19 protein-coding genes, 1 tRNA gene and 1 pseudogene are annotated in these 25,579 nt (G+C 72.6%); 12 read left to right on the top strand and 9 right to left on the bottom strand.

All coding sequences use genetic code 11. The annotated features are described in order from the left end of the window. Nucleotides 1-92 precede the first annotated feature (92 nt). A complete protein-coding gene (locus HNR70_RS15500; protein ID WP_312857699.1) occupies nt 93-671 on the top strand; it encodes a GNAT family N-acetyltransferase in 579 nt (192 codons plus the stop codon). A 269-nt stretch (nt 672-940) separates the two neighbouring features. On the opposite strand, the gene HNR70_RS15495 is transcribed toward HNR70_RS15500, so the two are convergent. Together HNR70_RS15495 and HNR70_RS15490 are read right to left on the bottom strand one after the other, a co-directional pair. After that, a complete protein-coding gene (locus HNR70_RS15495) occupies nt 941-2,533 on the bottom strand; it encodes an AbgT family transporter (protein ID WP_184326443.1) in 1,593 nt (530 codons plus the stop codon). A gap of 187 nt (nt 2,534-2,720) precedes the next feature. Then, nucleotides 2,721-4,109 carry a M20 family metallopeptidase gene (locus HNR70_RS15490; protein ID WP_184326442.1) on the bottom strand — a complete coding sequence of 463 codons (1,389 nt, stop codon included), beginning with the start codon at nt 4,107-4,109 and terminating at the stop codon, nt 2,721-2,723. A gap of 485 nt (nt 4,110-4,594) precedes the next feature. Here HNR70_RS15490 and HNR70_RS15485 point away from each other — a divergent pair, with 485 nt between their 5' ends. Then, on the top strand, nt 4,595-6,247 hold the full coding sequence (locus HNR70_RS15485; protein WP_184326441.1) for a sodium-dependent transporter: 1,653 nt from the start codon (nt 4,595-4,597) through the stop codon (nt 6,245-6,247). A gap of 162 nt (nt 6,248-6,409) precedes the next feature. Next, nucleotides 6,410-6,526: a methionine/alanine import family NSS transporter small subunit gene (locus tag HNR70_RS15480; RefSeq protein WP_184326440.1), complete on the top strand. Its 117-nt coding sequence runs from the start codon at nt 6,410-6,412 to the stop codon at nt 6,524-6,526. 337 nt (nt 6,527-6,863) lie between these two features. On the opposite strand, the gene HNR70_RS15475 is transcribed toward HNR70_RS15480, so the two are convergent. Beyond that, nucleotides 6,864-7,214, bottom strand: coding sequence for an ArsR/SmtB family transcription factor (locus tag HNR70_RS15475; protein ID WP_246375262.1), 351 nt, complete (start codon nt 7,212-7,214; stop codon nt 6,864-6,866). Nucleotides 7,215-7,465: 251 nt separating this feature from the next. On the opposite strand from HNR70_RS15475, the gene arsB reads away from it, so the two are divergent. The 3 genes and pseudogenes from arsB (at nt 7,466) to HNR70_RS15460 (ending at nt 9,651) form a co-directional block, all read left to right on the top strand. Beyond that, nucleotides 7,466-8,545 carry an ACR3 family arsenite efflux transporter gene (gene arsB, locus HNR70_RS15470; protein WP_184326438.1) on the top strand — a complete coding sequence of 360 codons (1,080 nt, stop codon included), beginning with the start codon at nt 7,466-7,468 and terminating at the stop codon, nt 8,543-8,545. A 95-nt stretch (nt 8,546-8,640) separates the two neighbouring features. After that, nucleotides 8,641-9,054, top strand: a pseudogene (locus HNR70_RS16135) (arsenate-mycothiol transferase ArsC); the annotation flags it as partial. A 168-nt stretch (nt 9,055-9,222) separates the two neighbouring features. After that, nucleotides 9,223-9,651: an arsenate reductase ArsC gene (locus HNR70_RS15460; RefSeq protein WP_184326740.1), complete on the top strand. Its 429-nt coding sequence runs from the start codon at nt 9,223-9,225 to the stop codon at nt 9,649-9,651. Nucleotides 9,652-9,902: 251 nt separating this feature from the next. Here the strand turns inward: HNR70_RS15460 and HNR70_RS15455 are convergent, their stop codons facing one another. From HNR70_RS15455 to HNR70_RS15440, 4 genes are all read right to left on the bottom strand, one after another. After that, nucleotides 9,903-10,721 (bottom strand): energy-coupling factor transporter transmembrane component T family protein, encoded by an 819-nt coding sequence (locus HNR70_RS15455; protein ID WP_184326437.1) that lies wholly within the window; start codon nt 10,719-10,721, stop codon nt 9,903-9,905. After that, a complete protein-coding gene (locus HNR70_RS15450) occupies nt 10,721-12,613 on the bottom strand; it encodes an ABC transporter ATP-binding protein (RefSeq protein WP_376768830.1) in 1,893 nt (630 codons plus the stop codon). Before HNR70_RS15450 ends, HNR70_RS15455 begins: the two co-directional genes overlap by 1 nt. Before the next feature lie 14 nt (nt 12,614-12,627). After that, nucleotides 12,628-13,680, bottom strand: a complete 1,053-nt coding sequence (locus tag HNR70_RS15445) for a DUF8171 family membrane protein (RefSeq protein WP_246375260.1) — start codon at nt 13,678-13,680, stop codon at nt 12,628-12,630. A 121-nt stretch (nt 13,681-13,801) separates the two neighbouring features. Further along, nucleotides 13,802-15,613 carry an HAD family hydrolase gene (locus HNR70_RS15440; RefSeq protein ID WP_184326436.1) on the bottom strand — a complete coding sequence of 604 codons (1,812 nt, stop codon included), beginning with the start codon at nt 15,611-15,613 and terminating at the stop codon, nt 13,802-13,804. A gap of 134 nt (nt 15,614-15,747) precedes the next feature. On the opposite strand from HNR70_RS15440, the gene HNR70_RS15435 reads away from it, so the two are divergent. The 4 genes from HNR70_RS15435 to HNR70_RS16125 all read left to right on the top strand — a co-directional run bounded on the left by HNR70_RS15435 (nt 15,748) and on the right by HNR70_RS16125 (nt 20,684). Continuing rightward, complete coding sequence (locus HNR70_RS15435) at nt 15,748-16,806, top strand: LacI family DNA-binding transcriptional regulator (protein WP_312857698.1); 1,059 nt, start codon at nt 15,748-15,750, stop codon at nt 16,804-16,806. A 68-nt stretch (nt 16,807-16,874) separates the two neighbouring features. Continuing rightward, nucleotides 16,875-16,959: transfer RNA gene (locus tag HNR70_RS15430), tRNA-Ser, on the top strand. Between the two features lie 346 nt (nt 16,960-17,305). Continuing rightward, nucleotides 17,306-18,691 (top strand): hypothetical protein, encoded by a 1,386-nt coding sequence (locus HNR70_RS16310; RefSeq protein ID WP_281383225.1) that lies wholly within the window; start codon nt 17,306-17,308, stop codon nt 18,689-18,691. A 79-nt stretch (nt 18,692-18,770) separates the two neighbouring features. Further along, complete coding sequence (locus HNR70_RS16125) at nt 18,771-20,684, top strand: hypothetical protein (protein ID WP_246375258.1); 1,914 nt, start codon at nt 18,771-18,773, stop codon at nt 20,682-20,684. A gap of 61 nt (nt 20,685-20,745) precedes the next feature. On the opposite strand, the gene HNR70_RS15415 is transcribed toward HNR70_RS16125, so the two are convergent. Then, entirely contained in the window at nt 20,746-22,896 is a 2,151-nt protein-coding gene (locus tag HNR70_RS15415) for a S9 family peptidase (RefSeq protein WP_184326435.1), read from the bottom strand. A 169-nt stretch (nt 22,897-23,065) separates the two neighbouring features. Here HNR70_RS15415 and HNR70_RS15410 point away from each other — a divergent pair, with 169 nt between their 5' ends. After that, nucleotides 23,066-24,238, top strand: a complete 1,173-nt coding sequence (locus tag HNR70_RS15410; protein WP_184326434.1) for an LLM class flavin-dependent oxidoreductase — start codon at nt 23,066-23,068, stop codon at nt 24,236-24,238. After that, nucleotides 24,235-24,951 carry a CE1759 family FMN reductase gene (locus HNR70_RS15405; protein ID WP_184326433.1) on the top strand — a complete coding sequence of 239 codons (717 nt, stop codon included), beginning with the start codon at nt 24,235-24,237 and terminating at the stop codon, nt 24,949-24,951. The genes HNR70_RS15410 and HNR70_RS15405 overlap by 4 nt, the downstream gene beginning before the upstream one ends. 230 nt (nt 24,952-25,181) lie before the next feature. Here the strand turns inward: HNR70_RS15405 and HNR70_RS15400 are convergent, their stop codons facing one another. Further along, entirely contained in the window at nt 25,182-25,541 is a 360-nt protein-coding gene (locus HNR70_RS15400; RefSeq protein ID WP_184326432.1) for a hypothetical protein, read from the bottom strand. Nucleotides 25,542-25,579 lie beyond the last annotated feature (38 nt).

Genomic DNA, 25,579 nt, shown 5'->3' with positions numbered 1-25,579 from the left:
TGCCAGGTCGGGGGCGCGCAGCGAGCGGGCTGTCCGGACGCTGTGTGCGGAGGGCGGTCGCCCACGCCGGTGCCGCCGGGGACACTGGGGACGTGACCGCTCCCCCGACCGCCGACCATCCGCCCGCCGTCCGTCCACCCGGCGCCCGTCCGCCCGCCGCCCTGGCCTTCCCGCTGTGCACCGCGCGCCTCGCCCTGCGCCCCTTCGAGATGGCCGACGTCGAGGCCGCGCATCGCGTCTACGGGGACCCGGAGGTGATGCGGTACGTCGCTCACGGCGAGCCGTGGTCCCGCACGGAGACGGAGCGGGCGCTGCAGGGCTACCGCGCCCACCAGGCCGCGCACGGCTACGCGTTCTGGGTGGTGATCGAGCGGGAGTCCGGTGAGCTGATCGGCGATGCCGGGCTCGAGCGCACCGCGCACGGGGTGGAGCTCGGCTATACCCTGGCCCGCAGCTGCTGGGGACGGGGCCTCGCGACCGAGGCGGCGCGTGCCGTGGTCGAGGCCGCGGTCGGGCCACTGGGACTGGTGCGCCCGCCAGCCGGGCTGGTGGCGCTGGTGGACCTGCGCCACCCCGCCTCCGCGGCAGTGCTCGAGAAGCTCGGCTTCGCCCTGGGGCCGACGGTGACCGCGTTCGGCCGCCCGCACCGCCGCTTCACCCTCCAGCGCTGAGGGCACCGGCCGGCGCACGGGGAGCACATGCTGGAATCCGCCACGCATTCCGACCACTTCTCCCCGCGGACCGGGCGCAGGGGCACACGGGGCGTCCGCTCCGCCCCCGCCCCCGCCGCCACATGCAGGGAACAGCAGTGCGCGCTCACGGTCGATGTCAGCGTGCACATCGACCGTGAGCGCGCACAGGTCACGCCTCAGGTCACGCCTGAGGGCGTCCCCTCACGGCATCCCGTCTCAGGACTTCCCGTCAGGTCACCCCCAGGGCATCACTCCGCCATGAAGATCCCGTTGCCCGGGCCCAGCGGCAGGTCGAAGAAGAAGAACACCGCGAGGATGACGGTCCACACGATCCAGAAGGGGACCACGAAGGGCAGCATGCGCGCCATCAGGGTGCCCAGGCCCGCGTCGGGCTGGTACCTCCGCAGCATGCCCAGCAGCACGATCATGTACGGGTTCATCGGGGTGATGACCTGGGTGGCGGAGTCACCCACGCGGAACGCGGCCTGCGTGAACGCAGGCTCGTAGCCGATGATCGCGAACATCGGCACGAACACCGCGGCCATGATCGCCCACATGCCCGAGCCCGAGATGATGAACAGGTTCAGGAAGCTGGCCAGCAGGATGAAGCCGAGGATGGCGCCGAAGCCGGTCAGGCCGATGCCCTCCAGCGCCGCGGCGCCGGTGACAGCGATCCAGGTGCCGATGCCGGACCAGTTGAACAGGGCGATGAAGTTGCCCAGGATGAAGGCCAGCACGATGAACGGCAGCATCTCCTTGAGCGCGGAGGTCATCATCGCCACCGCATCGCGGGTGTTGCGCAGGGTGCCCACCACGACGCCGTAGACCAGGCCGAGCACCATGAAGTACATGACCACGATGAACACGATCGAGGCGAGCAGCGGGGACTTGGGCAGGAAGCCGCCCTCCTCGTTGCGCCACGGGGACGCGCCCGGGAGCACGGCCAGCAGCACCACGATGGTCAGCAGCACCGCCGCGATGATGGTGGCGAGCAGCGCCTTGTTCTCCTTCGGGGAGAGGGCGGCGCGCATGTGCTCGGCGTCCTCGGCGGAGTCCTCGTGCTCCTCCTCGGTAGCGATCTCGTCGCGGGAGATGCCGTTGCGGATGATCCGCGGCTCGATGAACTTGTCGATGATGAAGCCGGCGACGAACCCGAGGATGATCGACGAGACGATGTTGAAGAACCAGTTCGACACCGGGTTCACGGCGGTGAAGTGGAAGCCGGGCAGGGCCTCCATCACCGAGGTGGTGATGCCGGCGAACAGGGCGTCCAGCGAGGTCGGGAAGATGTTGGTGGAGTAGCCCGCACCGGCGGCGGCGAAGCCGCCCAGCAGACCGGCCACGGGGTGGCGGCCGGCGGCCTTGAACACGAGCGCAGCCAGCGGCGGGATCACCACGAAGGCGGAGTCGGCCATGATCGAGGCGATGACGCCCACGAAGCCGACCACGTAGGGCAGCAGCGCGGCCGGGGAGGAGCCGAAGACCTTGCGCACGACGGCGGCGAGCAGGCCCGAGTACTGGGCGATGCCGATGCCGAGCAGGATCGGCATCACGGTGACCAGGGGCGGGAAGCCGATGTAGTTCGCGCCGAGGTTGGTGGTGAACCAGGTCAGGCCCTCACCGGTGAACAGGCCCTTGACCTGCGTGGCCTCCTCCGCGCCGGGCACGGTGACGACGACGCCCGCCCACTCCATGCCGGTGGAGACGATGCCGGTGATGAGGAACAGGACCAGGAACAGCATGAACGGTTCGGGCAGCTTGTTCCCGGCCCATTCGATCCAGTTCAGGATCTTGTCGGTGATGCTTGTCTTGGCCGGTGGCGCGGCGCTCGCAGCGGTCATGGGAGGAGCTCCAAATCGGAGGTCGGGGGCCGTGGCCCTGGTCGGGATGCGGTCCGTCCGGCGTGGGCCGGGCGGGGGTTTGGGATGGTCGGCCGACGGGGCCTGGCGGCCGGGTCGGTCCTGTCTGGTCGGGCGGCGGTCGGGGCGGGGCGCCCCTCCCCGTCGGCCGACGGGATCGGTCGGGGGATCAGTCGAAGAACGAAGGCACGTCGATCGCGCCGCCGAGCTCCTCGAACTCCGTAGCGACAGCGGCGGCGAGGTCGCGGTCGTGGAGGGTGTCGAGCACGGTCGCGGCGAGGCCGTAGGCCCCGTCGGCCGCCGCCTCGCGGGCGAGGTCGGAGGTGGCCCACTGCGCGAACTCGCGCGTGTGCAGCGCGACATCGGCCGGGGAGATGCCGATGACCGGGTGGATGCCGGGCACGCGGTAGCTGACGTTGCCGAAGTCGGTGGAGGCGGCGAGCGACGGCGAGACCACGCCGTAGGGCAGCGGGTCGCGTCCGCGGTGGCGCTGCGCCTCGACCCAGCGGCCGGTGAGCGCCTCGTTGGTGCGCACGGGCAGCGACGGCGGGTGCTGGTCCCAGCTGACGGTCACGCCGACGCCCGCCATCATCGCGGCGCCGCGGGCGACGTCCTCGACGCGGCGCGAGAGGTCCTTGAGGGTCTCGGGGCGCTGGGAGCGGACGTACAGGTCGAGCTTCGCGTAGTCGGGGACGACGCTCGCACGCTCCCCGCCCTCGCGGATCACCGCGTGGATGCGGTCGCTCGGCGGGGTCTGCTGGCGCATCAGGCCGATGCCCTGGTACATCAGGCTCGCGGCGTCCAGGGCGTTGCGGCCCATGAACGGCTGCGCGGAGGCGTGGGCGGTGTGGCCGTGATACTCGACGGTGAGGGTGCGCCGGCCGAGCCAGGCCTGATCGGCCAGGTCGTACCCACCGTAAGGATGGGCCATCACCGCGCCGTCGAGGCCGTCGAACGCGCCCTCGCGGGCCATGTACTCCTTGCCGGTGTGGCCCTCCTCGGCGGGGGTGCCGAGGAAGACGACACGGCCGGGCACGGCCGACGGGCCCTCGCTCGCGAGCCTCGCCAGAGCCAGGAAGGCTCCGAGGCCCATGACGGCGATGACGTTGTGGCCGCAGCCGTGGCCGACGCCGGGCAGGGCGTCGTACTCGGAGAGGATCGCGTAGGTGGGGGCGTCCTCGGCGTCGCCGCCCTCGCCGCGGATCTCGGCGTGGATTGCAGTGTCCAAGCCGTACGCGCCGACCGTCGCCTCGAAGCCGTGATCGCCCAGGACCTTCGCGATCGCGGCGGCGGAGCGATGCTCCTCGAAGGCGACCTCGGGGTGCTCGGCGAGGTCGAGCATGAGGTCGATCATGGTCTGGCCGTCCTCGGCGACGAGCGCCTCGAGCCGCTCGCGCAGGGCCGACGGGGCACCGTCGAAGGAGGAGCCCGGATGGACGGAGGTCCGCATCGCCAGCTCCCGCTCTTCGTCGAGCTGGTCGAGGTAGGCGGTAGAAACCTCGGTGTGCCGGGCGTCAGGATTCTGGGCGCCGTCGCGCCCCGACTGCTCAGAAGACATGCGTCTCACTGTAAGGGGGACCTTCGGCGGGCACCGGCACGTTCCGCCGTCTTGTCCGAGCCGTGACATGACGGTGACCGTCTCCGGCGTCATGTCCGGCCCGGCGGGCTCCCGCGCGACACGGGGTGCGCGGCGCCTACCCCTTGGTCACGATGTGCCTACAGTCCGGGCCGCGTCGTTCCACATGCCGGACGGGGCGGTACGATCCCCCACAGTGTTCCGCGGCGATCCCGCGCGCGCACCTCCTCATCGGGTCGCCCACCCCGCGACCCACCGGCCGACCCCGTCGGCCGTCCTCGGCCGTCACCCGTCGGCCCTCCGCGCACCGCCGCCCGGCGGTCGCACCGGCCGACCCCCGTCGGCCGACCTGGCCGATCCGTCGGCCGTCCCGCCGACGTCCCCGTCGGCACACCTTCCCCCGGGCCGCCACCGCTGTCGGCCCACATCCCGCGCCCATCCGGGCGCAGCTCTCCCGGAGGCTCATCGTGAGTGCAACGTCCCCCTCAGCCGGCGCCCATGCGCCGAGCGCCGATCGCGGGGCATTCCGCGGCCGCACCGCGTTCATCTTCGCGGCCATCGGCTCCGCCGTCGGCCTCGGCAACATCTGGCGCTTCCCGGCCGTGGCCTATGACAACGGCGGCGGCGCGTTCATCCTGCCGTACCTTGTCGCCCTGCTGACGGCCGGCATCCCCCTGCTCTTCCTCGACTACGCCATCGGCCACCGCTGGCGCGGGTCGGCCCCCGCCGCATGGCGCCGCTTCAAGCGCTGGACCGAGTTCATCGGCTGGTGGCAGGTGCTGATCACCCTGATCATCGCCTTGTACTACGCACTGATCCTCGCCTGGGCGCTGAACTACACCGTCTTTTCCCTCGACCAGCGCTGGGACTCCCACCCGAAGGGCGCAGCCGGCTTCTTCGGCGAGTACACGCAGGCTCTCGAAGGCGCTGACGTGGACATCTCCTTCGACTACGTCCCCACCGTGCTGATCTCCATGCTCATCGTGTGGGTCGCCGTGATCGTCGTGATGGCGCTCGGAGTGCAGAAGGGCATCGCAGGCGCGTCCACGATCTTCATCCCGCTGCTGGTGATCATGTTCGTGATCCTCGTGATCCGCTCGCTGTTCCTGCCCGGCGCGTTCGACGGCCTGGACGCCTTCTTCCGCCCGAACTGGGGCGCGCTGCTGAACCCGTCGGTGTGGATCGCGGCCTACGGCCAGATCTTCTTCTCGCTCTCGGTCGCCTTCGGCATCATGCTGACCTACTCGTCCTACCTGAAGAAGAAGACCGACCTCACCGGCTCCGGCCTGGTGGTGGGCTTCGCGAACTCGAGCTTCGAGATCCTCGCCGGCATCGGCGTGTTCTCGGCGCTGGGCTTCATGGCGCAGGCGCAGGGCGTGCGGGTCGACGAGGTCGTCTCCGCCGGCATCGGCCTGGCCTTCATCGCTTTCCCGACGATCATCTCCGAGGCCCCCGCCGGCGCCCTGATCGGCGTGCTGTTCTTCGGCTCGCTGATCCTCGCCGGCTTCACCTCGCTGATCTCCATCGTCGAGGTCGTCATCGCTGCGGTGCAGGACAAGTTCGGCCTGGGCCGCGTCTCCTCGACCCTGTGGGTGTGCGTCCCGATCGCGGTGGTCTCCACGGTGCTCTTCTCGACGACCATGGGTCTGCCGCTGCTGGACGTCATGGACAAGTGGGTCAACGAGTACGGCATCGTCGCGGCGGCGCTGGTCTCCTCGCTGATCGTCGCCTACGTGGTGCGCGGCATGCCGACCCTGCGCGATCACCTGAACTTCCGCGGCACCTTCCACATCGGCCGCTGGTGGTACGCGTGCGTGGCGATCATCGCCCCGCTCGTTCTCGCCTTCTCCCTCGTGGGCGGCACCATCCAGCTGGTCACTTCGGGGGAGACCTACTCGGGCTACCCGGTCTGGTTCAACTTCGTGTTCGGCTGGCTGATGGCGATCGGCCTGCTGGTCATCGCGATCGTGCTCTCCGCGATCCCGTGGCCGGCCGGCTCGAACCTGCACAAGTCCGACTCGGACGGCGACCCCATCGCCCCCGAGGTCGTCCCCGGCAAGGGCCTGGTGGTCCGCCCCGAGGCCACGACCCCGCACGAGCTGCGCTCCGCCGAGTTCTGAGGCGCGGGCGGGCCCGCCCGGAAAGCTCGACCGCGAGCGGCCGCCCCGCTCCCGCAGCTCGACGCAGTTCACCGACGCAGTTCACCGACGCAGTTCACCGAAGCCACCGACCGACTCCGCCGTCCGGCCCCGCGGCCGGGCACCCGTCCCCGAGGAGGGATCATGTCTGTCTCCGCCATCGTCATGATGTGCATCGCCATCGTCACCGTCTGGGGCGGCCTCGTCGCCGCCGTCATCAACCTCCGCAAGCACCCCGAGGCGCTCGACGACGAGGACTGAGCTCCCTGTCGTTGCGGTGAACGGAGCCCCGCGCGCGTACCGGGTGGTGCACGTGCGGGGCTCCTCCGTCAGCCGGGGCAGGGTGGGTGGTGCGTCGCTGGAGCGGTGCTCGAGCGACGCCTCAGGCACCGTGGCCCGGGGATAGCGACACCTCAAGCACCGTGGCCCTGCGGCGGTCGCTCCCACCGAGGGGACGGTGCTTGGCGCGTCGCCAAAACGCTGCCCAAGCGACGCCTCAGGCGTCGTGGCCCGGCGATAGCGACGCCTCAAGCACCCTGCCCCGGGGAAAGCGACACCTCAAGCACCCGGACCGCAGAGGGGCCGTCACCGCAGCGGCTCAGCCGAGGTCGAGGACCCGGCGGATCTCGGCGAAGGACTCGGGCACGACGGTGAACTCCGCGAAGCGCCCGCGCTGCTCGCGCACCAGGAGCCCGGCCTCGACGAGCTTCTTCAGGTGGTGGCTGACCGTGGGCTGGCTGATGCCGAGCGCGTCGGTGAGGTCGCCGGCTGTGACGGCCTCGCATCCCTGCACCGCGACATGGGAGAGCACGCGCAGGCGCGTGGGGTCGGCGAGGGCCTTGAGCATGGCGGCCAGGCGCTCGGCGTCGTCGGCCCCGAGCGGCCCCTCCCCCAGGGCGCAGCATGCAGGGGAGACGTCCTGCAGGGGAAGGATCGTGGTGGCAGCCATGCCCGCCATCGTACATTGACACCTATCGATACGTCCGCCTACGCTTCGTATCGACACTCGTCGATATGAAAGTCGCTCCCATGTCCCCTCACGGACCCTTCTCTGACGCGCAGGCCGCCCCGGCCGACGCCACCCCCGTGCCCACCCGTCGCGGCGGCGATCCCTCGCACGGTGGAACTCCCACGCTCCAGGGCAGCCCAGTACCCCACGGCAGCCCCACCTCAAAACACTCACCCGACGCCTCCGGGGTCATGTCCTCCATGTCGTTCCTCGACCGCTGGCTGCCGGTGTGGATCCTCGCCGCCATGGCGGTGGGTCTCCTGCTCGGCCGACTGGTCCCCGGGATCGGCGAGGCGCTCGGCGCGCTCGAGGTGGGCGGGGTGTCGGTGCCGATCGCGATCGGGCTGCTGGTGATGATGTATCCGGTGCTGGCCAAGGTCCGGTACGACGAGACGCACCGGATCACCGGGGACCGCCGCCTCATGGCGACCTCGCTGGTGCTGAACTGGCTCGTCGGCCCCGCACTGATGTTCGCGCTGGCCTGGGCGCTGCTGCCTGACCTGCCCGAGTTCCGCACGGGCCTGATCATCGTCGGCCTCGCCCGCTGCATCGCGATGGTGCTGATCTGGAACGACCTCGCCTGCGGCGACCGTGAGGCCGCGGCGGTGCTCGTCGCGATCAACTCGGTGTTCCAGGTCGTCGCCTTCGGGGCGCTCGGCTGGTTCTACCTGCAGGTGCTCCCCAGCTGGCTGGGCCTGCCCACCACGTCGGCCGAGTTCTCGATCGGCGCCATCGTGCTCAGCGTGCTGGTGTTCCTCGGCATCCCGCTGGTGGCCGGCTTCCTCACGCGCCTGCTCGGCGAGCGCCGGCTGGGACGCACGGCCTATGAGCAGAAGGTGCTGCCGAAGCTCGGCCCGTGGGCGCTGTACGGGCTGCTGTTCACGATCGTGCTGCTGTTCGCCCTGCAGGGGGACGCGATCCTCGCCGCTCCGCTCGACGTGGTCCGCATCGCCCTGCCGCTGCTGGTCTACTTCGTGGTGATGTTCGGACTTGCACTGCTCGCCTCGCGCGCGGTGGGTATGGACTACGCCCGCTCCACCACGGTCGCCTTCACCGCCTCCGGCAACAACTTCGAACTCGCGATCGCGGTCGCGATCGGCACCTTCGGCGCGACCTCCGGACAGGCGCTCGCCGGCACCGTCGGCCCCCTCATCGAGGTGCCCGTGCTGGTCGCGCTCGTCTACGTCGCCAAGGCGATCGGTCCGCGGCTGTTCCCGGGCGACCCGACGCTCCCTCCCGTCCCGGAGCGCCGCACGGTCTCCACCGCCTGACCACCGTCCTGCGTCGGCTCCGCCGCCCGACCGCCTCCACTCCCTGACCGCACCACCGCTCGACCTCAGACTCCCCCGCCCCGAAGGGACCTCCCATGTTCTCCGGCTCCGCCGCCCTCCCCCGCCCCTCCGTCCTGTTCGTGTGCGTCAAGAACGGCGGCAAGTCGCAGATGGCGGCCGCCCTCATGGAGCACCGTGCCGGTGGCACCGTCGAGGTGCACTCTGCCGGCACGAAGCCCGGCAGCGCCATCAACGCCCTGTCCGCCCAGGTCGTCGCCGAGGTGGGGGCCGACATGTCCGGCGGCACCCCCACCGCGATCGACCCCGCGCTGCTCGCCCACGTGGACCGCGTGGTGGCGCTCGGCGAGGAGGCGGTCGTCGAGCCGGTCCCCGGCATGCGCGGCCGCATCGAGACCTGGGTGACCGACGAGCCCTCCCTGCGCGGCATCGAGGGCGAGGAGCGGATGCGGCTGGTCCGCGACGACATCGACCGTCGGGTCGAGGGTCTGCTCGAGGAGCTGACGGGCGGGGCCGACGGGGACGGCGCGAGCGCCGCCACTGCCGCGTCGGCCGACGCGACCGGGGCGCCTGCCCCGTCGGGCGACGCGACCGAGGTGGCTGCCCCGTCGGCCGACGAATCCGCCGCGCCCGCCCCGTCGGCCGCGCCGCGCTCCCCCGTGGCGCCGACGGCAGACGAGGTCGAGCGCCCCTCGGTCCTGTTCGTCTGCGTGCACAACGCCGGCCGCTCGCAGATGGCTGCCGGCTACCTCGAGCACCTCTCCGGTGGACGCATCGAGGTGCGCTCGGCGGGGTCCGCGCCTGCGGAGGGTGTGAACCCGTCGGCCGTGGCGGCGATGGCGGAGGAGGGCATCGACATCAGCGCCCAGCGCCCGAAAATCCTCACGGACGACGCGGTGATCGCCTCGGACGTCGTGATCACGATGGGCTGCGGCGACGCGTGCCCGTTCCACCCCGGCAAGCGCTACGAGGACTGGGTCCTCGAGGACCCGGCCGGCAAGGGCGTGGAGGCGGTGCGGCCCATCCGGGACAAGATCCGCTCCCGCGTCGAAGCGCTCATCGCCGAGCTGCTGCCCGAGGGCGACTGACTGCGCACCAGGGTGCCTGGCGCGTCGCCATCCCGTGGTCACGGTGCCTGACACGTCGCTACGCCTCACCTGTAGCGACACACCAGGCACCCTGCCCCGGAGGACAGGGCACGGCGGCGCACCAGGGTGCCTGACGCGTCGCCATCCCGCGGTCACGGTGCCTGAGGCGTCGCTACGCCTCACCTGTAGCGACACACCAGGCACCCTGCCCCGGAGGACAGCGGCGCCTCATGTGCAGGCCGCGCCCCCGCTCAGCCCGCGAGCACTCCCCCGGCCCAGTAGGCGCCGACCACCAGCAGCACGGTCGCGGCGACGACCGCGACGTCCAGCGCGCTGATCCGCAGGTAGGCGAGGCGGAGGGCGCGGCCGGCAGGGTTCGAGGCGCCGTAGGTGAAGCCACGGGTCTCGAGCGCCTCGACGGTGGTGCGGATGTTCTTGGCGGTGTTGAGCATGATCGGGTAGAACGCAGTGACGGCGAGGCGGCACCACTGCCAGATCACCCTCCAGCCGAGCACGCCGCGGCGGATCACGGGGGCGTGGCGCAGACGCTGCCCTTCGAAGACGGTGACGTACTCGTCCACCAGAATCGGCAGCATGCGGTAGCCGTAGCTGACGCCGAAGGCGAGCAGCTCGGGGGCGCGGAACCACAGCAGCGCGTCGGAGAGCTTCTCGGGGTCCAGGGACACGAACGCCGCCATGGACGCCATGGACACGGCGCCGAGCTTGAGGTTCAGCTCGGCGAGGGCGACGAGGGTGTCGAGGTTGCCGCCGAAGAGGATCGACGCGATGAACAGACCGAGCACGTTGCCGAGCAGGCCGATGAGGAACAGGCCCAGCACCAGCGGCCCCACCCGGGCGAGGGCCACGGCGACGACGCCGATCGCGAAGAGCAGCGCGAGCACGGCGGTGTCGTGAGTGAGCCAGGGCGCGATCGCCATGACGAGGTACCAGGCCAGCACGGCGCGGGGGTCCATGCGGGAGAAGAGTCCGCCGCGGGTGGAGTAGGCGGTGCGCAGCAGCTCGAGGCGCACCCAGTCCACGCTGAGCACGTCATGGGTCTGGCGGGCCATCAGACAGCCTCCTCGGTCGCAGCGGTGGGAGCAGGCGCGGCAGGGCCCGCCGCCGAAGTCCCCGGACCCGCCGCGGGATCGGGCAGCCACGCCCGCATCTCCGCCGCGGTCAGCGGCAGCGAGTTCAGCCCCAGCTCGAGCGCGATGCGGGCGGCCTGCGGCGGGATGAGCCGGGCGCGCTCGGTGACCTCGGGGCGGGAGAAGAGCTCGCGCGGGGTGACGTCGGCGAGCACCCGCCCCTGGTCCAGCACGATCACGCGGGTCGCCCAGGTGGCCACGAGCTCCATGTCGTGCGTGGCGACGACGGCGCAGCGCACGGTGCGGGAGAGGGTGGCGAGCATGGCGGTGACGTCGTCGCGGGAGCGGATGTCCAGGCTCGAGGTCGGCTCGTCCAGCAGCAGCAGGGACGGCTGCATGGCCAGGCCGATGCCGAGGGTGGCGCGGCGCTGCTGGCCGCCGGAGAGGGTGCGGCCGTCGCGGTCGGCGAGCGCGGCGAGGCCCACCTGGTCCATGACCCGGTCCACGATCTGCTCGGTGTCTGCCACGCCCCGGTCGCGAGGGAACAGGGCGATGTCCTCGCGCACGGTGTCCTTGAGGAACATCTGCTGGGGGTGCTGGTAGAGGTAGGAGACGTGGTCGGCCATCCGCGCGGCGGAGCGGCTGCGCGTGTCGATCCCGTCCACGCGAACGGTCCCGGCACGGGGCACGATCAGGCCCGTGAGCAGGCGCATCAGGGTGGTCTTGCCGGCGCCGTTGGTGCCGACCAGTGCCACCCGCTCCCCCGCGTGCAGCTCGAGGGAGAGGTCGTCGAGAACTGTGGAGAGGCCGCCCGCGACGGAGCGGTAGCCGTGGCGGACGTGCTCGAGCGAGGCGATGACCTCGCCGCGGCCGACGGGGGCCGGCTCGGGCGCCGACCCCTCGGCGACCCGCGGTGCCGCGAGCACCACGTCCCGCAGCGCCTCCGCGGCCGAGGGGGCGTCCAGCGCCACCGGGTCGGCGCCGGCAGCGGCGCTGAGGGCGACGGCGTCCGGGGCGGGGACGCCGTGGGCGGCGAGGTCCTCGTGGCGGGCCATCGCCTCGGCGACGGGCAGGTGCCACACGGGGGCGCCGTCGGCCATGAGCACGACGCTGCGGGCGAACTCGGCGATGAACTCGGCGTGGTGCTCGATGGTGATCACGGTGATGCCGTGATCGCGGTTCAGGGCGCGCAGGCGCTGGTAGATCTCGCGGGCGCGGGCGGGGTCGAGCTCGGCGACGGGCTCGTCGACGACGATCACCTCGGGGCGCAGGGCGAGCACGGCAGCGAGGGCGACGAGGTGGGCCTGGCCGCCGGAGAGCTGCCAGACGAACTGGTCGCGCAGGTGGGAGATGCCCAGCTGCGCAAGGGCCTCCTCGGTGCGTTCCCGGTAGTCGGCGTGGCCGAAGTTCAAGGGGCCGAAGGCGACCTCGTCGCGGACCGTCGGCCGCACCAGCTGGTTCTGGAAGTCCTGGTAGACGTAGCCGACGCGGATGGAGAGCTCCGCGACGGACGAGTCCCAGGTGTCGACGCCGTCCACGTGCACGGAGCCGGCGAAGTCACCGTTCCAGTAGTGCGGGACGAGGCCGTTGAAGGTCTTGCACAGGGTGGTCTTGGCCGAGCCGTTACCCCCGACCACCGCCACGAAGTCGCCCCGCTCGATGGTGAGGTCGACGTTGCGCAGGGTGTCGCGGTCGGTGCCCGGGTAGCGGAAGGACAGGTCCTTCACCACGATGACGCTGTCGCGCGGCGCCTCGGCGGCGGGCGCCCCCCCAGTCGCGGGCACGGCCGACGCGGCGGGCGCCTCAGGCACCTCGGTCGCGACGGTCGCGGCAGGCGCGGCCGACGGGGCGGTGGTCGGGGGAACGGTCTGCACGGCGGGCTCCGGTCTCAGGCGTCGTCGCCGGTGCGGCGCGAGCTCTGCGAGACGCGGAACAGCAGGATCGCCACGCCCAGCACGAGGGCGATCGCGAGGACGGAGACGAGGATGAACCAGTCGCCGAACTGGACGATGAAGTCGGGCTCGAAGGCGCCGGCGGACAGGTCGAAGGCCTCGAGGAAGGCGAAGCCGAAGGACACCACCGCCAGCACGAGCGCGAAGGCGACGAACAGCGGGGTGTTCCTCGCCTGGCCGGGGATCGGCTCGCCGGGGACGCGCGGGCGCATACCCATGAGCGGCTCGATCTTGCCGTGCAGGGCGGGGATCAGCCACATGGCGGGGAGGGCGCCGAGCAGGATGCCGGACATGACCACGTCCACGCCGAGGCCGATCAGCTCGAGCGCGATCATCGACTGGGGCAGGCCCTCGACGAGCTCGGCGTCCTCGACGCCGATCCACACCTTGCCCAGGTCCACGACCATGGAGAGGATCTTGTCGACCAGGACCAGCACGATCGCGCCGAGGAAGATCTGCGTGCGGCTGCGGGGATTGCGGATGAGGGAGCCGGCGATGTAGACGGCGAGGAACATCTGCAGGTAGCCCTCGACCTCGGCGAGCCCGGAGAAGTCACCCATGAGCAGGTCCGTGAACACGATCTCGCCCAGCGGGGCGCCGAGCGCGGCCCAGAACGGGGAGAACAGCGCCGCGATGGTCAGCGGCACGAACACCATGTAGGACACGGAGATGTCGACGGGACCGATCGAGGGGTCGGGGATGATCTCGAGGATGATGTTCGACAGGCCGAACAGGGACATCGACAGCACGAAGATCATGAGCTTCTGCGAGGTGGACAGCTCCACCGAGCGCAGGCCGTCGACGCTGCCGCGGAGGGTGCCGCGGCGCTGGTCGGCGGCGGGCTCGACGGGGGCCGGCACGGAGGTGACAGAGGCAGTTCCGGACGGGGTGGTACCGGACGGGGCGGTGCCGGACTGGGCGGTGCCGGACTGGGCGGTGCCGGCGGGACGCTTGTCCTCGGCCGGTCGCGGGGGGATCTGGGTGGACATGAAGGGGCTCCTTCAGGGGCGGGTGCGGAGGGTCTCGTGCGGGCTGAGTCGGTGGGGCGGGGAAGGACTCGGTCGGTGCGGAGGGGTGGGCGGGTGACGGCGCCGGGGCCCGGCGCCGGGTTCAGGGGCGCGCCTCGGCCAGGCGCGCGGAGAGCAGGTCGATGAGGTCTTCCGGGGAGTCCAGGAGGTGGTAAGCCTCGCCGGCGACGAGCGCGGCCTCGAGGGTCTCGTCGGCGTCCTTCCCGCCGCGCAGCAGACAGACGGTGCCGATCCCGGCCGCGGTCGCGCCGACACCGTCGTTCAGTGCCTTGTCGCCGACGTAGACGACGTCCGCCGGGGCGGTGTCGAGCCCGGCGAGCGCAGCCTCGAAGATGGCGCCGCCGGGCTTGCGCACCCCGATCTCGTCGGAGTACGCGGAAGGGCCGAGGTCGCGGGCCACGCCGTAGCGGGCGAGGATCTCGCGCACCCCGCGGCCGGAGACGGTGTTGGAGACGATGCCGACGACGATCCCGTGCGCGCGGCACCACGCGATCAGCTCGAGCGCGCCCGGGCGCGGGGCGGGGACCGACTTCGCGCGGTGCAGGGCGAGCGACAGGCCGCGCGCCTCGAGGCTCAGCGCCGCGCGCAGCGGCTCGGGGAGGTCGCGGCCGACGAGGTCGCCCCACAGCACGGCGGGGTCGATCTCGTCGTGACGGTGGGCGGGGTCGTCGCTCGCGTCGCGCTCGCGCTTGCGGGCACGGTGGCGGTCCCAGCCGGCCGCGACCGCGGCGGAGGCGGTCTCCAGGTCGACCGGGTGGCCCATCCGCTCCGAGAGCTCCACGATCAGCGCGCCGACCTCGCCGTCGCGGTGCGGGTTCGGGGTGGAGAGGGTGATCACGCCGCCGTGGTCGAGCAGCACGGCCGGCCGGCCGCGGCGCGCCGACGGAGCCGATGACACGCCTGCCTCGGAGGCGGCCTGCGCGACGTCCGTCCGCGGGGTCGCGCCCTGCGCCTCGGCGACCTCTGCCGCGGCGGAGCCGTCGGCGGCCCACACATCGGCGGCAGCCCCGTCGGCCGCGCGCGCGAGCGCCCCGCGCAGGGCCGCTACCAGGCCCTCGGGGGTGTCGAGCACGAGGTCGGGGACCTCGGCGACGGGGAACGGCGGGTGGTCGGTGCGGCGGTCGCGGGTGATCACCACGGCGCCGACGCCCGCGCGGCGTCCGGCGGCGACGTCGCGGTCCAAGGTGTCGCCGACGTACCAGGCGTCCGCGGGGGCGATGCCGAGGGCCTCGACCGCGAGGCGCAGCATGCCGGGATGAGGCTTGCGGATCCCGACCTCGTCGGAGTAGATCTGCACGCCGAAGCACCGGTCCAGGCCCAGGTCGGCGAGGATCCGGCGGTGGGCGCGACCGGAGTGGGCGTTGGAGACGATGCCGAGCGGGATGCCGCGGGTCGAGCACTCGGTGAGCAGCTCGGCGATGCCGGGGCGCTGGTGGTGCTCGGCGACGAGGACGGCCATGGTGGCCAGCAGGTCCTCGGCCTCGAGGGTGAGGGCGGCGCGCACGGCGGCGGGCAGGTCGGCGAGGAGGAAGTCGCCGACGATCTCCGCCGGGGCGAGCTCGCGCGGCTCGAGCCGGCGCGACGCGGCGTTCTTCCACAGCGACAGGGCGGTCCGGCCGGCGCGCAGGGACTCCTCGACCAGGGCGGGATCGAGCGGGACCTCGAGCGCGGCGGCGCGGTCCACGACGTCTTCGGCGAGCTCGCGCGCCCAGGTGAGGCGCGCGACGGTGGTGACCACGACGCCGCCGAAGTCGAGCAGGAGGGCCGACGGGGCCGGGAGCCGGGAGGCGTCGGCCGACGAGTCGTCATCCGCATGGGCGTCGGCCGACGGGGCGTCGAGGCCGACCTCCGGCAGGGTGGCGGCGGGCTCGAGGGAGCGGGGAGCGGGGGTCACGTCCTCGACGCTAGGCCGGTCCGGCAGGCGTGCCATGAACGGAGGATGAACCGGTTGCCACGCCTTCGGGTCAGGGACTGAAAGTCTTCAGAAGTGCCGGTCACAGTGCAGGAATCGCCTGGTAGACCGGTGAGGTGTCCACCACTGCGCCCCGCCCCACGCTCGCCGAGGTGGCACGTTCCGCGGGGGTGTCGTCGGCCGCGGCGTCGATGGCGCTGAACGACCGCCCAGGCATCGCGCCGGCGACCCGGGCCCGCGTGCTCGAGGCCGCGCGAATGCTCGGGTACCGGCGCCGCCGCAGCGCGGCCTCCCTGTTCGGGGTGCTGCCCACGGACCTCGGGAACCCTTACCACACCGATGTCATCGCGGGCATCGAGGCGACCGCGGAGGGGCTCGGCGCCGGGGTGGTGATCGCCCACGGCCGCCGCGACAGTGCGCACCTGGAGCGGCAGCTGGCGCGCCTGCTGGACCTCGAGGTGGACGGGATCATCGCCGTGACCACGTGGCTGCCGCCCGCGGCGCTCGAGCGGGCCGGCCGCATCGTGCCGGTGACGGTGATCGGGCGGATGCAGGATCCGGTGCCGGGTACGGACGCGGTGATCACGGACGACACCGTCGGGGCGGCGCTCGCGGTGCGCCACCTCGTCGAGGCCGGGCACCGCCGCCTCGCGCACGTGACCTTGTCCAGCCGTCCCGGTCCGGCCGTGCGGCGCACAGGCTTCCTCGCGGAGGCGCGGAGGCTCGGGCTGGAGGACGGGGTCGAGGTGATCGGCCCGGACTCGGCCGACGCCGGGATCGACATGCTCCTGCGCGGCCTGCGGCGCGGCGACCCTGGCGCGCCGACCGCGGTGTTCGCCGCCAACGACATCGCCGCGGTGCGGGTGCTGCACCGCGCGGCGGATCTGGGCGTCGCCGTGCCGGGGCAGCTGAGCGTGGTCGGCTACGACTCCTCGGCGGTCGCACTCACCGTGCGCCCGCACCTGACCAGCGTGAACCAGCCCCGCCAAGAGATGGGGCGGATCGCGGCGCGGATGGTGCAGGAGCGCAGGGAGGGGCGGGTGACGGACTCGCGCAGCATCGCGGAGCCGGTGCTGCGGGTGCGGGACTCCACGGGCCCGGGACCGGCACGGGCGGCGCGCTCGGTAGACGCCTCGGGCGAGGACTCGGGAGACCCCTCGGGCGAGGGAGTGTGACCTGCGTCCGCTCGGTTCGCGCGGACCTGGCCTCTCAGGTACTCTGGTCACCGCTCATGTTGAGCGCTGGAGGATTCGCCTAGCGGCCTATGGCGCACGCCTGGAACGCGTGTTGGGTTAACGCCCTCGGGGGTTCAAATCCCCCATCCTCCGCCGAACGAACGGCCCCTGACCTGCGGTTTCGCAGTCAGGGGCCGTTCGCATGCCCGGACACTCCGCACGGAGAGGGCCCGGCCCCGAGCCACCTCGGGATCTGCACCCGCCACCGACGGGCGGCACCGGGCGCCTCCCACAGCCGCCGACCGCCCCCGCCCTGCCCGGAGTCGTGACCGCATCGGGATACGCTCCCCCTCCTCCGCGAACGTCGCACGTCAGGGCCTGGTGACCCGCGAGTCACCGGCCCGTCGGACGCCCGCGGGCTCCGAGACCGCCTCCCCCGCCGCGGCCTGCACAGATATCCTTCCCGGAGCAACGAGGTGGCGCGAGCGAGGGGAAGCCGATGTCGAACTCAGGGTGGGGTGGTCCCGGAGGGCCGCAGCAGGGCGGTCCGCCAGGCCAGCAGGGCGGGCAGTCAGGTCAGCCGGGGCAGCCGGGCTCGCACGGGGGCGGGCAGTGGCAGCAGCCGTGGCAGCAGCAGGGCTCCGGGCAGGGCGCCCCGCAGGGCAACAGCTCTGGAGCCCCTCACGGCAACGGGTACGGCGCACCCCAGGGCAACGACTACGGCGCTCCCCAGAACAGCGGCTTCGGCGGACCGCAGGGACCCGGCTTCGGCGGCCCTCAGGGTCCGGGCTATGGCGGCCCTCAGGGTCCGGGCTATGGCGGCCCTCAGGGTCCGGGCGGCCCCGGCGGCCCGCAGGGTCCGCCGCCGCAGCCGCCGCAGAAGAAGCGCCCGTGGGCGCTGCTCGCGGTCGCCGCGAGCTGCGTCGTCGTCCTGATCCTCGTGGTCGGCGGCGGGGTCGCGTTCCTGGCGCTCCGCAGCGGGGAGCCGGCCGCCGGCGGCGATCCGTCCACCGCGGCCACCGAGCCGCCCACAGCAACCGGGACCACCAACCCTCCGGAGACGACCTCGCCCACGGAGGCGACGAGCACTCCGGAGGACGAGGGCAGCGGCTTCACGGTCATCTCGCAGATCGACGTCCCGCCGGGCGATGCGGACGACCTCTGGGCGATCATGGCCGACAACCCGCTCAGCGCGGGGAAGCTGCCCGACGTCGGCAGCTGCGACCTGCCGGCCACCCCGTCCGAGCCCACCAAGGAGCAGCAGCAGGCCGTGCTCGACGCCGCCACGACCTGCCTGAACCAGGTCTGGGCCACCGCCAGCTCCGATCGCGAGCTGCCCTGGGTCTCGCCGACCGTCGTGGTCTACACGCACCCGGACATCCCCTCGGACTCGCCGTGCGAGTCGAACTTCAGCGCCGACCAGCCGCGCATGTGCAACCTCAACTCCACCATCTACTGGCCCGAGGGCTACGGCACGGGCGTGGGCATCCAGGACGAGGCCGCGATCCCGGGCGCGTACCTCTTCGACCTCGCTTACATGTACACACAGGCGGTGTCGTGGAACAGCTCGCTGGGCACCTACTACACGACCCTCGCCGACCAGCTCGAGGGCACCGACGAGGAGCGCGGCATCGAGGCCTGGCGCCGATACAACCTGCAGTGGCAGTGCATCGCCGCGGCCTCGACCATGCAGATGCCGTCCTCGGCGGAGCCCACCTCCGAGCTGCGCGACGCGCTGACCGATCCGACCAGCTGGACCGAGGGCACGCCCCCGCGCACCATCAGCCCCGAGGCGCGGGTGCGCTGGCTGGAGGCCGGCTTCGGCTCCGGCGGCGACCTGACCACGTGCAACACCTGGACGGCCGACGCGGACCAGGTCACCTGATCCGCCTCCCCGCACCGGTCCTCCCCGCCGCACGGCGGGCGAGGGCGAGCCCCACCAGCAGAACGTCGGCAGGAGCAGGATGAGCGAGGGGACCCACGGGCCCGACGAGCCCGACCTCGAGGACACCGTCCTGCGCCCGGCCCCCGGGCTGCGGGCGGGCGGCGGGCCGTCGCATGTCGGCAGGTCGGGCACGGCCGACGAGAGCGGAGCCCGCGCACCCTGGGACCATCCGGCCGACGAGACGGCGACCGACGAGACCGAGGTGGACGAGGACACCCTGGACCGTCGGCCGGGCGCCCAGGCCCCGACCCCGACGGACGATGATCTGCCCGACGAAGACACGATCCTGCGCCCATCCGCCGCCCAGGCCGCATTCTCGGGCTCTCCCCTCGCCCCCGACGTCGAGGACACAGTGAAGCGCCGGCCGGGCAACGTCGAGGACACCGTGGCCCGCCGCCCCTCGGAGCTCGACCACACTGACGCGTGCGAGCCCGCGAACGGCAGTGCTCCCGCAGGTGACGACTTCATCGCGCAGGTCCCGTTGGCCCGCACGATCGTCCCCGACGACGCCCCGATCCAGCGCTTCGACCGCAGGCCGCGCTTCGAGGAGGACCAGCAGAGCTCCGCCCCCGGGGTGCTGCCGGCCTCCGATCCGTGGGCGTCGGCCCCGTCGGTCTCGAGCGCACAGCCGGAGGGCAGGCGGTCCGGGAGCAGCCCTGCCGGGACGCCGTCCTCCGCCTCACCGCACAGCGCGGCACCGGCCGCGTTGTCTGGAGCGTCGCCCGCCTCTGCGGGCCTCTCGGCCACCCTTGCCCGCAGCGCTTCCCCGTCGGCCGGGTCTCCCTCAGCCTCGTCGGCCACGCCCCGGCGGGCGGGGACCCCGACCGCCAGTTCGTCTGCCGGATCCCCTGCGGGCACACCCGCCGCGCCCGCGCGCGCAACCACAACCGGAGGGACGGGCTCCAGTGGGACGGGCTCCGGCGGGCCGGGCTCCCCGTCCGCCCCGCCGGGGATCGACGCGACGCGCTCCCCGCGGCGGCGCGGACTGCTCGTGCCGGCGATCGCCTTCGGCTGCGCGCTGCTGCTGCTTCTCGGCGTCGGCGGCGGGCTCGCCACCGTATGGCTGAACGGACGCGACAGCGATCCCGAGCCGGTGGCGACCGCGAGCAGCTCCGCCGAGCAGAGCGACGCGGAACCCGCCACAGAGCCGGGCGTGTGGCAGCCGCTGGGCGATGACCAGGTGCCCGGCGGCGACGCCGACCAGCTGCAGCAGGTCCTCGCCGACAACCCGCTGGTCAGCGCGCAGCTGCCGCAGGTCGACCAATGCGCCCTGCCGGAGTCCGCAGGCGGGGCCGTGCCCGAGGCCGAGCTGCAGGGCTACCTCGAGGCAGGTGCGGCATGCCTGGAGGAGATGTGGGCCGGGGCGCTGGACCCGCAGGGCATCGACTTCGAGGGCCCCGCGATCGTGGTCTACACCGTGGATGCGCTGCCGGAGGCCGCCGCCTGCGATCCGGTGCGCTTCTCGGAGGCGTCGCCGGTGGTGTGCCACGACGACAACACGCTGTACTGGCCGGCCGCCTGGGATCCCGGGTTCTCCAACGCTTCGGCCGAGGAGGCGTCGCAGCTGTACATGTGGCACCTGTCCTACTCGTACTCGATCTTCGCCCTGGCCAGCGCGGACCTCGACGGCTACTTCGGGGCGCTGCTGATCGCGCTCGCGGACGACCCGACCCGCGCGGAGGAGGCCCAGCGCCGCTACGCCCTGCAGGTCTCGTGCCTGTCCTCCGCGGCCGCGTTCGGGATGCCCGACGGGGTCCGCCCGGGAGGCCGCGTCGCAGGCTTCGTCGCCTCCGTCGAGGCGCAGGCCGCCCCCGCCACCGCCGGGGAGCCCTCCCCCGCGACCCGGGCGGCCTGGGTCGCCGCGGGTCGCGACGGCGGCGGGAGCCTCGAGGCGTGCAGCACCTGGGACGCCGCGGCGGAGGCGGTCGTCTGAGGCCTGCAGTCCGAGCCCCCGAGACGGGGAGCGAGCGCCGGAACGACGCCCGCCCCGGCGCTCACCCGAGCGTCGCGGGCCGCTCCCACTGCGCACCGCGCACGTGCTCGTCGAGGAAGCCGAGGAAGGTCTCGTACCAGACCTGCGCATTGCCGCGGCCGAGGATCCAGTGGCCCTCGTCGGGGAAGTACAGGTAGCGGTGGCGGGTGCGGCCCTGCTCGTCGCGCGGGGTCGCGGAGAACTCGTGCAGGTCGTACCAGAGGGCGTGGCCCTGCGCGATCGGGACTCGGTAGTCCTTGTCACCGTGGATGACCAGCATCGGCACCCGGATCTCGGCGACCGAGGCCTTGGGGTTGTAGAGCTGGTTCTGGGCGCGCATCGAGCGCTCCCAGCCGGCGTTGTCGGTGGTGTGGCCCATCGACTCGGTGTCCCACAGGGAGGCGTGGGTGACGATGCAGCGGAACCGCTCGCCGGTGTGCCCGGCGACCCAGTTGGCCATGTACCCGCCGTAGGAGCCGCCGGCGAAGGCGGTCGCGGTCTCGTCGATGTCGTCCCGGGCGACGGTCGCATCGGTCAGCGCCATGATGTCGGTGTAGGGCGCGCCGCCGAGCTCGTGCTGGCCGCGCTCGATCATGGCCTGGCCGTAGCCGGTGGAGATCGCGGGGTCCGGCAGCAGCACCGCGTAGCCCGCCGCGACGAAGGGGCCGGGGTTCCAGCGGTAGGTCCACGCGTTCCACGAGCCCCACGGGCCGCCGTGCGCGAAGACCACCAGCGGATGCGGGCCCTCCCCGTCGGGCAGGCGCAGCCAGGCGCGCAGGGCGGTGCCGTCCTCGGCGGTGGCGGTGACCTCGGTGAGCGTGCCGGGCTGGGGCACCTCGTCGGCCGGGTTCGGCAGCGCAGTCACCTCGCCCGTGACGGGGTCGATCCGCACCGGGTGCGGGGCGACCGAGATCCCGGAGGCGAGGGCGATCAGCCGGCCGCCGGCGACGGAGAGTGAGGAGAAGGCGAGGTCCTGGCCCGGACCGCCGGTGAGCAGTCGGGGGGCGGCGGCATCGACCGCACCGGACCACACGGCGCCGCGGCCCTGGTCGTCGCTGGTCGCGACCAGGGTGCTGTCGTCCAGCCACTCCGGGTGCACCCACCGGTCCAGCTCCGGCCACACATCGGTGGACTCGCCGGTGGCGAGGTCGAGCACCTCGGCGTGCACGTCGAGGGCGGCCTCGCCGCTCCAGTGCTGCTCGCGCACGATCACGGCGCGGGTGCCGTCGGGGCTGAACGCGCCCGGGGAGTGCTCGCCCTGCGCGGTCGCCTCCCGCAGCAGGCGCGGCGGGGTGTCGCCGGTGAGGTCCAGGAGGTACAGGTCGCTCGCGGCGAGCAGGTCGCCCCGGGAGTCCGACATCGCGACCAGCGCCCGCTCGCCCGCGCGATCGACGGTGACCTCGCGCAGTCGGCCGGGCGGCAGGGCGAGGTGGCGGAAGTGGAGGACCTGGCGGCGCGGGGCGTCTGAGGCGGGGTCCTCGGCGGTGGGGTCGGCGTCGGCCGACGGGGGCTCGGCAACGGCGGCCGACGGGGTGTCCGCGTCGGGCGCGCTCGCGGCGCCCGCGCCGTCCTCGGAGCCCGCACCAACCTCCTCCGCACCAGGCGGGAGCGTCGCCTCGGCGCTGAAGAGGTCCTCGGGCAGCTCGGCGACGGCGAGCACCGGACGGGTGGGGCCGAGGTCGTGGTCCCAGTAGCGGGTCGGGAACTCGGCGTGCAGTGCCGCACTGACCTTGGCCTTCGTGCGCTCGCCGGTGAGCTCCGCGTGCTCGGTCTCGTCGGCCGCCTGCGAGTGCACCTCGAGCACGGCGATCAGGCGGTTCCCCGCGACCTGCAGGCTGCCGAAGCCGCCGGTGCGGGAGGCGAGCTCGCGGGCCTCTCCGCGCACGGGCAGCGCCCACAGCTGGGCGTCCTCGGCCTCCTCGCCGTCCTCGCCCACGCGCTTGGCGGTGAAGAAGGTGGTGCCGTCCTCCGCGGCGGCGACGGAGCCGATCGAGGCGCTGCCCCGGGTCAGCGGCAGGATCCGCTCCCCGTCGAGCTCCACCAGGGTGCGGCGGTAGGAGGTGCCCTTCGCGTCGGGCCGGGCGACGGTGGCGAGCACCCGACCTCGCGCGGTGGTCTCCAGGCCAGACAGCCGGCTCGCGTCCAACAGGGTCTCGATGCTTTCTCGCGTCATGGAACGCCATCCTGCCAGTCACCGGTGACCGGCGGGTCACATTCGGGGCGGACGGACCGCCCCGTCGGCCGCTTGCGAGCGACCGGCGCCACATGCCGCTTGCGTCTCCACTCGAAAGTAGTTTAAAGTTGAATTATCTTCCGAGATCCACCCGAGGAGCCCCACCATCATGCAGTTCGGAATCTTCACCATCGCCGACATCACCCCCGATCCCCTGACCGGCAAGGTGCCCACCGAGAACGAGCGCCTGAAGTCCATGGTCGAGCAGGGCAAGCTCGCCGAGCAGGTGGGCCTGGACGTCTTCGCGATCGGCGAGCACCACAACCCGCCGTTCGTCACCTCCTCCCCCACCACCACCCTCGCCTACGTCGGCGCGCAGACGGAGAAGATCATCCTCTCCACCGCGACCACGCTGATCACCACCAACGACCCGGTGAAGATCGCCGAGGACTACGCGATGCTGCAGCACCTCACCGGCGGCCGCGTCGACCTCGTGATGGGCCGCGGCAACACGGGCCCCGTCTACCCGTGGTTCGGCAAGGACATCCGCAAGGGCATCGAGCTGGCGGTCGAGAACTACGAGCTGCTGCACCGGCTGTGGCGCGAGGACGTCGTGGACTGGGAGGGACAGTTCCGCACCCCGCTGCAGCAGTTCACCTCCACCCCGCGCCCGTTGGACGGTGTGGCGCCGTTCGTGTGGCACGGCTCGATCCGCTCCCCGCAGATCGCGGAGCAGGCCGCGTACTACGGCGACGGCTTCTTCCACAACAACATCTTCTGGCCCATGAGCCACACCAAGCAGATGGTCCAGCTGTACCGGGAGCGCTACGAGCACTACGGGCATGGCAAGGCGCACCAGGCGATCGTCGGCCTCGGCGGCCAGGCCTTCATGCGCAAGAACTCCCAGGACGCGGTCGACGAGTTCCGCCCCTACTTCGACAACGCCCCCGTCTACGGCGGCGGCCCCTCGATGGAGGACTTCACCAAGGCCACGCCGCTCACCGTCGGCTCCCCGGAGCAGGTCGTCGAGCGCTACCTGACCATGGCCGACCACGTGGGCGACTACCAGCGCCAGCTGTTCCTCATGGACCACGCCGGCCTGCCGCACAAGACCGTCATGGAGCAGATCGAGCTGCTGGGCACCGAGGTCGTTCCCGTGCTGCGCCGCGAGCTCGAGGCCCGCAAGCCGGCCGACGTCCCCGAGGCGCCCACCCACGCGGGCCGGGTCGCCGCCGCCGAGGCCGAGCGGGGCGCCTTCGACGACTCCTACCGGTTCGAGACCGGCGACAACTGGACCGGCCTGCGCGCCGAGGACAAGAAGGACATGGACCAGCAGCGATGAGCACTCCCGCGACCCGCACCTACCGGATCCTCGCCGTCTCGGCGGGGCTGTCCACCCCGAGCTCTACCCGCATGCTCGCCGACCAGCTGAGCCGTGAGACCACGGCGGCGCTCTCGGCCGACGGGGCCGAGGTCGAGGTGCGCACCATCGAGCTGCGCGAGTACGCGCACGACCTCACCGACGGCCTGCTCACCCACTTCCCGAACGAACGCCTGGCCATGGTGGTCGAGCAGCTGCGCGCCGCCGACGCGGTGATCGCCGTGACGCCGATCTTCAACGTCGGCCCCTCGGGCTTGTTCAAGCTGTTCATCGACGCGCTGGACATCGACCTGTGGAAGGGCAAGCCGGTGCTGCTCGGCGCGACAGCCGGCACCGCCCGCCACTCCCTGGCGATCGACTACGCGATCCGCCCGATGTTCGGCTACCTCAAGTCCGAGGTCGTCCCGACGGTCATGTTCGCGGCCTCGGCCGACTTCGGCGCCGACACCGAGGGGCAGGCCGACGAGCAGCCGCTCGCGACGCGGGTGCGCCGCGCCGCGTGCGAGCTCGCGACGATGCTGCGCGCCGGACTGCCGGAGGGTGCGGAGGTGGCCGAGGAGACTGCCGCCGATGCGGCCGGCGAGCCCGTCACCGTGGGCGCCCCGTCGCGCCCCGCGCTGGACGCGGAGTTCTCCGACTTCGTCCCGATGGGCGACCTGCTGAAGGGTCGCTGAGCTCGCGCGAGTGAAGGTCGCTGACCTCGTGAGCCTCTCCCCTGCCGACGCCGCGGCCCGGAACCCCTGATGGGGTGCCGGGCCGCGGTGCTGTCGGGAGGTGCTGCGCCGTCGCGGGTGCGAGACGCTCCAGGGGCCTCGAGGGGTGCAGTTCGCGTCGCTATTTCGCGGAATAGCGACATGAACTGCACCCCTGCCCCGGGGTCGGGGCGGGGTCAGCGCCGGGGGTGTCAGCCGATCGCTTCGCCGGCCAGCGGATCCTCCCCGCCGTCGGTGCCGTCGAGGTCGACCGCCGCGGCGGACTCGTCCCGGCGCACCCCGCCGAGCTCGTCGAGGTCCTGGTCGTCACCGGCGAGGTCCGCGAGCTCGCCGGGGTCATAGCCCTCGGCCGCCATCTCGTCGCCATCACGGTTGCCCTGCTCAGCGGCGGTCGCGTCGTCCGCGCCGAGGCCGGACGGGAACGCGGCGTCGGGATCGTCCCAGGCCTGCTCGGCGGCTGCGGCGTCGCGCGCCTCCTCACGGTCCGCGCCGACCTGTCCGTCGTCGATCTGCTCGTCGGAGAACTGCTCGTCGGAGAACTGCTCGGTCATGGTGTGCTCCTTCGCGTCGGGGACGGGGCCCAGCGTAC

The sequence above is a fragment of the Brachybacterium aquaticum genome (assembly GCF_014204755.1).
Lineage (GTDB): Bacteria > Actinomycetota > Actinomycetes > Actinomycetales > Dermabacteraceae > Brachybacterium > Brachybacterium aquaticum.
The sequence above is the reverse complement of the archived record's forward strand: the minus strand, read 5'-3'. Positions and strand labels throughout refer to the sequence as shown.